This window comes from Ensifer sp. 22460, from assembly GCF_052044935.1.
In the GTDB taxonomy this organism is placed as follows: Bacteria; Pseudomonadota; Alphaproteobacteria; order Rhizobiales; family Rhizobiaceae; genus Ensifer.
In genome coordinates, this window is sequence record NZ_JBQENZ010000028.1 from 49939 (window position 1) to 58516 (window position 8578).

The 8578-nt window shown below is 61.7% G+C and carries 7 protein-coding genes; 1 reads left to right on the forward strand and 6 read right to left on the reverse strand.

Annotated features, from left to right (window positions below; genetic code table 11):
• Window positions 1-39: 39 nt before the first annotated feature.
• The gene (locus ACTJKM_RS28295) at window positions 40-897 is read right to left on the reverse strand and encodes a LysR family transcriptional regulator (RefSeq protein WP_440638454.1); all 858 of its coding nucleotides are present in this window, start codon (window positions 895-897) and stop codon (window positions 40-42) included.
• A gap of 513 nt (window positions 898-1410) precedes the next feature.
• Here ACTJKM_RS28295 and ACTJKM_RS28300 point away from each other — a divergent pair.
• Window positions 1411-2718, forward strand: coding sequence for an MFS transporter (locus tag ACTJKM_RS28300; RefSeq protein ID WP_113133037.1), 1308 nt, complete (start codon window positions 1411-1413; stop codon window positions 2716-2718).
• 48 nt (window positions 2719-2766) lie between these two features.
• Here ACTJKM_RS28300 and ACTJKM_RS28305 read toward each other — a convergent pair whose 3' ends face one another.
• The 5 genes from ACTJKM_RS28305 to ACTJKM_RS28325 form a co-directional block, all read right to left on the reverse strand.
• Window positions 2767-3471 carry a gamma-glutamyl-gamma-aminobutyrate hydrolase family protein gene (locus ACTJKM_RS28305; RefSeq protein ID WP_113133036.1) on the reverse strand — a complete coding sequence of 235 codons (705 nt, stop codon included), beginning with the start codon at window positions 3469-3471 and terminating at the stop codon, window positions 2767-2769.
• A gap of 325 nt (window positions 3472-3796) precedes the next feature.
• Window positions 3797-4903, reverse strand: coding sequence for an aminotransferase class I/II-fold pyridoxal phosphate-dependent enzyme (locus tag ACTJKM_RS28310; RefSeq protein WP_440661432.1), 1107 nt, complete (start codon window positions 4901-4903; stop codon window positions 3797-3799).
• A complete protein-coding gene (locus tag ACTJKM_RS28315; RefSeq protein WP_440661433.1) occupies window positions 4900-6576 on the reverse strand; it encodes a serine hydrolase domain-containing protein in 1677 nt (558 codons plus the stop codon). The genes ACTJKM_RS28310 and ACTJKM_RS28315 overlap by 4 nt, the downstream gene beginning before the upstream one ends.
• 54 nt (window positions 6577-6630) lie before the next feature.
• Window positions 6631-7503 carry an ABC transporter permease gene (locus ACTJKM_RS28320; protein WP_058327195.1) on the reverse strand — a complete coding sequence of 291 codons (873 nt, stop codon included), beginning with the start codon at window positions 7501-7503 and terminating at the stop codon, window positions 6631-6633.
• Entirely contained in the window at window positions 7500-8537 is a 1038-nt protein-coding gene (locus ACTJKM_RS28325; protein WP_440638460.1) for an ABC transporter permease, read from the reverse strand. Before ACTJKM_RS28325 ends, ACTJKM_RS28320 begins: the two co-directional genes overlap by 4 nt.
• Between the last annotated feature and the right edge of the window lie 41 nt (window positions 8538-8578).

Consider the following 8578-nt stretch of genomic DNA (forward strand, 5'->3'; position numbering starts at 1 on the left):
ATCGTGAATAACAAAGGGGTGGACGCCTCCCCTCTGTCGCTACCTCCGCAGGTCACAGTACTCGATGAGGCGTTCCGCCAGCGCCAGTGCTGCGGGGCTAGCATCGTCGCGGTAAAACAGCGCCAGTTCAAAGTCATCGACGGATGGCAGACGCTCGGCAGCGCCCAGCACGCGGTGGGAAGGCAGACGGCAGCTCGCAGGCAAGAGACTGACACCAAGCCCGGCAGCCGAGGCGGCGGCAAGCGCTGCGAGACTGGCGCTGCTGTAGCTGATACGCCAGCGGATGCCGAGAGTATCGAGCGCCTGACATAATTCGTCGCGGTAGAGGCCGTTCAGCGGGAACACAGCCAAAGGCACCGGCACCTGTTCGATCGCCGGGCGCACGAGGCTGTCCAGCCACAGCAACGGTTCCGGCCTTGCCGCGCGCGGCTGTTGCTTGCGGCGCTGCTTGACGAGAATAAGGTCGAGCTCCCCGTCCCGATAGGCGAATTGCAGATCGGCGCTGAGACCGCTCGTCACGTCCAGCCGCAGGTGCGGATGCTGGCTATTGAAAGCCGCCAGCAGATCGGCCGTCGGCACCATGAAATCCTCGGGCATTCCCAAGCGCAGCACGCCGTCGCGCCATGGGCCCGCCAAGGCGTCATGCGCCTCTTCGTTCAGCGCGATGATGCGACGCGCATAGCTCAGCAACTTGACCCCTTCCTCCGTCAGTTGCACCTGATGTGACGAGCGTTCGAAAAGCGCCTTCCCGAGCATTTCCTCCAGTCGGCGAATTTGCTGGCTGACTGTCGATTGGGAAAGGTTCACCCGCTCGGCTGCGCGGGTGAAGCTGTTGCTTTCGCAAATGGCCACAAAGCTCAGCAACAGCTGGGGATTGAACATGGGATAGCGGTTCATTCGTCCCCCAAAATGTGCTGGAGCCGATTGCGGCGAGGATGACGGCGGATCGCCGCACCATGCGATCACCAGGCGGTCCAGATCACGCGTCAAACCAAGATTGAATGCGTTGCATTTATTATCTTGTATACAATCTGCATGCAAAGGGAAAAGTACAGGCTTCGCTGCGGAACGATGGCCAGCCTCCATCCGAACCTACCCTAGAAGCCCTGGAGCGCGCCAGGTATGCGCCCGACGAGTTCATGAAGGATCGTCGCGTTTGGAACGGAAAATCGGTTCCTGCATCTCGCACCCCGGTCCATTCGCTAACGCAATGGTTTCCATCGGTTTTCTTAATTTCCGAACAGCCGAATACATCCCTATAGGCGAGGCCATGTCGCGCGCTCCGGTCGCGAATTGCCCAATGCGGCAGCGGCGAACATCGCATTGGCACCCCAGACGCAGCAACGAGCAGCTGCCTCTCGAAAGGCGGCGAGCCCGAGGGCGAACAGCCGCCTGGAAAGGTGCAATGTGATGACGCAAGAACTGGACAGCGCAGCCCGTTCCGACACGATCCCAGGCGAGCGCGCCTCCACATGCGCGCTTCGCGTCGGTTTCCTGGCCAGGATCGCGTCATCTCTTCTCCTTTATCCAGGGTATCGAAGGCTCTGGATATCCAACCTTTTCTTTTTCGGGGGCCTCTGGACGCAGACGCTCGTGCTCGGCTGGCTGGTGTTTGAGACCACCCGCTCGGAGTTTTCCGTCGCCCTCTTCACCGCGGCAAGGCTGGGACCGATGATGCTTGGTCCCCTCGCGGGCGTGATCTCGGACCGCTTCGACCGGCCCCGGCTGCTTTTGGCTGCGTCCGGCTGGGCCTTTGCCGTCCTCAGCGTGATTGCGCTTCTCGTAGCACTGGACAAAATATCCTTCTGGGGCCTGGTCTTTGGGGGCTTCTGCATTGGCCTGGCGCAATCCCCATCCCAGCCGGCACGTTTCGCGCTGGTCGCCGATCTCGTCGATCGCGAGAAGCTCAGCAACGCGAATGCTCTGAACTCGCTTGTCCTGAGCTTGACGCAGATGATCGGGCCGGCGCTCGGAGGAACGATGATCCTAGCATTCGGCGCTGCATCGGCGCTCGCCATCTCCGCCTGCTGGTATCTCATTTCGTTCGTTGCGCTCTGGCCGATGAGGAACCTGAAGAGCAGCCGGCAACCAGATCGAGAAGAAAGCTTCGCGAGCCTTGTCGCGGCAGGCTTTCGCACCATCTCCGGGAACGTCCTCCTCCGGTCTGTCCTGGCCGTCACGTTCCTGGCCAATATTCTGTTGTGGCCGATCTACCAGGGCTTCATGCCGGTAATCGCCAAGGAACATCTGGGCCTGACGCCTCAGGGGCTCGGCCTGTTACTAACATGCGCCGGTACCGGCAGCCTGGCTGGGGCTCTTGTCATCGCCAGTCTCGGAGACTTCCGCTACAAGGGCGGCCTTTTCCTGATTGGCACGGCGATCTGGGGAGCCCTATGGGCGACCTTCGCCTTGTCGTCCTCGGTGCCCCTATCGTTTGTTCTCATGGGGCTCATCGGACTGTCGGCGTCACCGTTCGGCATCCTGCAGACCACGCTCATGCTCATGATGACCGAACCGCACGTGCAGGGACGCGTGATGGGCATCCAGGAATTGACCATCGGCGTGATGCCGGTTTCGAGCCTGCTGCTCGGCTCGGCGGCAGAAATCATCGGCATTGCCAATGTGGCGCTGATCAGCGGGACGCTGTTGGCCATTTCACTTGCGATCTTGGCTCTGCGTGTTCCGGAACTGCTACGCTACAGCGGCCACAATAACTGAGCGCGCCAATAGAAGCCTACCCTCGCGATGCAGTGTCGTTTTGCCCTCTTAACGGGATGAGCGGCTTGCAGCTTCCACAAACGCGTCAAATACGCGAGCGCCCGGATGGCTTTCGGCGTCCAGCAATTCCGGGTGCCATTGCAGCCCCATGGCAAAAGACTGCGAGCCGATCTCGATCGCTTCGACGACTCCATCGGATGCTCGGGCCGTGACGGTCACGGCGCCGGATACCTCCACAATCGCCTCTCGATGAAACGTGTTCACAGCGAATGTGTCGGCGCCGAAGATTTCAGCCATTCTGGTGCCGGCGACGACGCGAACGTCATGCGACACATTTGCCTGGTCATGATTGAGGGCTTCCGGCCACGACGAATGGACATCCGAGACCATCCGGCAGCCGTTGAGACACCCAAGCATTTGCATGCCATTGCAGATGCCAAGCACAGGTTTTTCGCGCGCGAGGAACCCTTCCATCAACGCCATATCGACGGCAAGACGATCAGATGGCGGATACTGGGATTGGTCTCCATCGACGTACCAGTCTTTCGGAAAGTTGATACGGCCACCGACGCTCAGGAACCCGTCAAACTCCTCGACGACCTGGTCAACCAGATCAGGAATGTACGGGATGCCGAAGGCAAAAGCGCCGGCGCGGCGGATCGCAGAGAAGTAATTCTTCGAGGTATCATAGCGTCCGCCACCTGAACTGGTGTTCTCATCCATGATCACGGCGATCTTCGGCATGCGGTCCATTGGTTCATCCCAGTTTCCAGAAATTCTACGTCTATTTATCCCGTCCGGATCGCGCGGGCAGTCGTTTTCATATCGACACCACGTCTATTTTCGAACAAGACCCCCTGGCCGCTCCACCGGCTAGGCTCGAGGATCAGCGCGCGGGCGATGCCGATGCGCTGGCGCTGGCCGCCGGAGAACTCATGCGGATAGCGCCCCGCCTAATATTTCAATTACTTATGTATTCACCCCTCACGTACAGACGTCCGCGCTCCGTCGACGCCCGGTCGGTAGACGGCCGAGCTCTCGCCGAACCCATCATCGGCCGCGGCGCTGCCTCTCAGGTTTAAAGAAGCTCGGCCATCGACTGTAGGAGCCGGTCGATCTGGTGAGGCGTGTGCTCGGAAAACACCGCAAGCCGCATGGTCGAGACGTCTGACGCATCGGAATAGCCGCCGGGCTGCTGCACCCTGACGATGATGTCGCGCTCCGCAAGACGATCGCGCAATTGCTCGAGGTCGGTGACGCCCTTGATGGTGACGATCGGCACTGGCGTGTCAACGACTTCGAAACCCAGTGCCCGCAGCCCGCTGCGCATATGCTTGACGTTGCGGATGAGATTGGCACGCTTTTCCGGCGTCGTTTGCAGAACCCGCAACGATGCGGCGGCGGCGGCCGCAAGACCCGGAGGCGCCGGCGAGGCACCACGCATGATCATGGCATTGCCCGCGATCTTCGCGGCAAGACCCGCATCCCCAGGGACGATGCCGCCAAGCGCACCGAATGCCTTGCTCATCGTACCGGCAAGATAGTTGCCCTCGCCTTCGAGCCCCGCATGTTGCAGCGATCCGCGGCCGGTCTCGCCAAGGACGCCAACGCCGTGGGAATCGTCGATGCAGAGCAATGCGCCATCATAGGAGGCCATCGCTTGCCGGAAATCTGCAAGCGGCGCCAACTTGCCCGAGGACGGAAAAACGCCATCCGTCAGCACCGCCGGCCGCTCGCCCGGTTTCACATGCTGCGACAATTGCGCGGCCAGATCGTCCGGGTCGGCATGGCGAAATTCATGGATCCGCTTGCCGAGCGTCGGGATTGCGTCGCGGGTGCTGTAGTGCGTCGCCGAATCCATCAGGATCACGTCGAAATCGTCGCGCAAGCCCTGCAGCAGCACCATCGGGCTGGTGTAGCCGGAGATCATGTAGACGACCTCTTCCGTGCCGAACCAGTCACGCAGCCGCTCCTGCAGGTCGGCATAGACCTGCATATGGGCGAGCGTTCCAGGCCCCATGCCGTACTGTCTGGTCGCATCGCAGGCCGCCTCGATCACCTCCGGGTGGCCGTGCTGGCAGAAGTAGGACGTGCCGCAATAGTAGTCGACCTCGCGCCCGCCGATGAACATGCGGGCACCCAAGGGTGACTCCATCTTGATCGGAGCGGCCATGGTCCGGGTCACGCCGCTTCCGCCTGGGATGGGCTGCGCCGCTCCAGGAACATCGGCCCGACGCGGATGCCGCGCTTGCCGTTGTCGTCGACGGCGTCGAGCTCGAGGATCTCGTCTTCGTAAAGCCGTCCATGCATGCGGAAGCGGCCTTCCTCGACCGGCTCGCAAGTGTGGGTGCAGAAATATTCAATCAGGCACTTCAGCCCGCCATGGCTGTAGGTCAGGTAGGTGATGTTGAAATCCGGTCCGTATTCGCCGAGATGCGGCGCGATCCCGTCGGGAACGGTCTCATCATCAGGTGCCTCGATGCGTGTCCAACTCGCATCCTTCCAGATGAGCTTGCCGGCTTCGGGGAAGGAGAGGTTCATGTGGGCGTAGTCCGCGCCGCGGCCGTAGATACGGCCGTCGATGACGAAATCGTTGCCGGCGATCGGGCGGATCTGGTGCGGCACGCCCTCGCCCATCAGATAGATCTTGCCGTCCTTGGATTTGACCTCGACGATCTCCTGCGTGGCGTCGTCGCGATAATAGCCTGGCAGGGTCTTGAACTGCGCTTCGGAGATCTCCGGAGGACGCTGCACGCGCTCCGGCATCTTGCCCATCTTGCGCTCTGCAAGGACGATGCGCACGCCGTCCACCCCAAGCCGCGAGGCGATCTGGTTGGCGAAATCAAGGGTAGCGAAGATCAGCACCCCGACGCCGGCGGCAGGCAGAAGCATCATCTGTGAGGCGTAGCCGTAGACGGCACCACCGTGGCCGACGGAGGTCCAGCCATCGACGTCGCCGGAACCAAAGCACAGGCCATAGCCGTTGAGCGTCCTGTCGTGGCCGGCCGGACGCTTGCCGAACGGCGTCCACATCTCGCGCAGCGAGGCTGGCGAGATGATGGAATTGCCCTCTGCGTCGAAGCCGCCACGCAGCAGGCACTGCGCGTAACGCGCCATGTCACCGGTGGTGGAGAAGATGTTGCCGGCCGGAGATCCGCCGAGGCTGAAGACCGGGGCCGGAGTGTCGCCGTCGAGCGTCCACATGTCGGCAGGCGCGAGCCGCTCGCGAATGCCGGGCGCCATGCCGCAGGAGGAGTTGTCCATGCCGAGCGGCTTCAGGATATTGGCGGCGACATAGTCGGAATAGCTCTGGCCGGTCACCGTCTCGATCACCCGGCCGACGACCGCGATGCCGGCATTGGAATAGTGCATCACCCCAAGGCTCGGATCTTGCTTCAGGATCGAGCTCGCGAGCTCGTTAACGGTATCTTCGAGCGGCGGCCGGGTGGCGTCGAGATAGTGGCCGCTCTTCGGCTCGCGCACGAGACCGGCCGTATGGGTCATCAGCTTGCGCAGGCTGATGACCGAACCGTGTGGCCCGCCTTCAGCGCCGGCGAACGGATTTATCGGCTTGAACCCCGGCAGATAGGTCGAGACGTCGACATCGATATCGACCACGCCCTTTTCAACCAACTGCATGATTGCCAGCGAGGTGAAGGTCTTGGTGATCGAGCCGATGCGGAAGCAGGTGTCCTTGCCCATGTCGAAATGGCGGTCATGGCGCTGGACATGGCCCTCGGCGAGCACGCCATCTCGATCAACGAGGGCGTAGGAGATCGACGGGATCGCCTTGTCCTCGACCTCGTATCGGATCAGATCCTCGAAAAGCTCGATGGCAGCAGCAGACAGAGAGGACATGGAAAATGCTCCTTTGATCTTAAAGAGATTGGGGGACCTTAAAGGCATTGGGTCTCAATGGGCGTGACGGGGGTCGAGCATGTCGCGCAGCGCATCGCCGACCAGGTTCCACGACAGCACGAAAAGGAAGACGGCAGCGCCGGGGAAGGCCAGCGTGTACCAGAACTGGAAGGGGTTGCCGGGTTGGCCGACGATCCAGTTGCGCGAATAGGCGATGAACTGCCCCCAGTCGGCGTAGCCTTCTTCGGTACCGACACCGAGGAAGCTGAGCGCCGAGGCCGACAGCACCATGGAGCCGGTCGCCATCGTCGCCAGAACCAGCACCGGGAACATGGCATTCGGCAGGATATGCAGCACGATCAGCCTGAGGTCGCTGGCGCCGTAGCTCCTCGCCGCGTGGATGTAATCCATCTCACGGATCCTCAGGATCTCGCTTCTGACGATACGGGCATAACTCATCCAGCCGAATGTCGTCAGCGCGATCGTGATCGGCACGATGCCCTTGCCGAGCAGCGCCGTCAGCACCATCGCCGCGATCAGGAAGGGCACTGCCATGAACACGTCGACGATGCGCATCAGCACTTCCTCGACGACCCCGCCGTAATAGGCGGCGACTGCACCGACGACCGTGCCGATCAGCACCGAGATCGCGACGACCCCGAGCCCGATCTTGAATGCCGTGCGCGTGCCCCAGACGACACCGTAGAAGATGTCGTACTGGCCCTGCGTGGTGCCGAAAACGGCCTCCGGCGACGGTGGCTGCGGCGTTGCCAGGAAGCCGGCGCGCGGCGTGTCGTAGGGGGAAAGCTGGAAGCTTTGCGGCGGCGCCAGGACCGGCGCGAAAACGGCGATCAGCACGAAGGCGGTGAGGATCACGACGCCGAACAGGGACACCGGATTTCGTGCGAGGTAACGAAGAAACTTCATTGCGTCTTCACCCTCGGATCGAGCAACGGATAGATGAGGTCGACGATCAGGTTCATCAGCACCAGGACAACCGCAAAATAGAGGCCGAAGCCGAGAACGGCAGGAAAATCGAGATTGGCGGCGGTCTTGGCGGCGAACTGGCCGAGTCCGGCATAATCGAAGATGGTCTCGGTGATGACGACGCCACCCATCATTACGGCCAGTTCCATGCCGGCGATGGTCGCAAGCGGCAGAAGTGCGTTGCGCCTGGCGTGATGCAATTCGACGACGCGGCGCGGCAGACCCTTGGCACGGGCGGTGCGCACATAATCCTGTCGCAGCGTTTCCAGCATCGAGGTGCGCATCACCCGCGTCATGCTGGCGACGTTGACATAGGTCAGCGTGATGACGGGTGCTGCGAGGTGGCGAAGCGCATCGGCGAAGATCGCCAGACTGCCGTTCAGCAATGCGTCGACGGTGTTGGCGCCGGTGTAGCGGACGAAGTCGCTGGAGCTGACCACGGTCTGGGCCCATTGGCTGAGCCGGCCGGGTGGGAACCAGTCAAGCGCCGAATAGAAGATCAACAGCATCAACAGGCCGAAGACGTAAACCGGGAAAGACCAGCCGAGAATCGTGAAGATGCGGATGACGTGGTCCGGCCAGCGGTTGAGATAGATGCCGGCGCGCGAACCGAGGAAGACGGCGAGCAGCAGGCAGGGAACGAAGGCGAGCACCACCAGTTCCAGTGTTGCCGGAAACAGCGACATCAGCGCCGTCGACACCGGCTGACGGGCGGTTTCCGACCAGCCGAGATTGCCGCTGAGCACACCGCCGATCCAGCGGCCATACTGGATGTAGGTGGGATCATTGAGCCCATACTGCTCGATCATCCTGCGGATGCTCTCCTGACCACCCTTGAGATAATCGGGCGACGGCGCATAGGCCGCCAGTCTCTGGGTCGGCGAAAGCGACATCTGCAGCGCGAAGATCATCAACGACAGTGCGAAGAGGACGATCGGCAGCATCATCAGTCGTCTGAGTGCATAGTTCAGCACGGTTCATACGTTCCGATTTCAGGGAGAATGAAACAGGTGCG

Coding starts and splice junctions, on each gene's coding strand:
- ACTJKM_RS28295 (WP_440638454.1), bottom strand. CDS start 897: ATGAACCGCTATCCCATGTTCAATCCCCAGCTGTTGCTGAGCTTTGTG.
- ACTJKM_RS28300 (WP_113133037.1), top strand. CDS start 1,411: ATGACGCAAGAACTGGACAGCGCAGCCCGTTCCGACACGATCCCAGGC.
- ACTJKM_RS28305 (WP_113133036.1), bottom strand. CDS start 3,471: ATGGACCGCATGCCGAAGATCGCCGTGATCATGGATGAGAACACCAGT.
- ACTJKM_RS28315 (WP_440661433.1), bottom strand. CDS start 6,576: ATGTCCTCTCTGTCTGCTGCTGCCATCGAGCTTTTCGAGGATCTGATC.
- ACTJKM_RS28320 (WP_058327195.1), bottom strand. CDS start 7,503: ATGAAGTTTCTTCGTTACCTCGCACGAAATCCGGTGTCCCTGTTCGGC.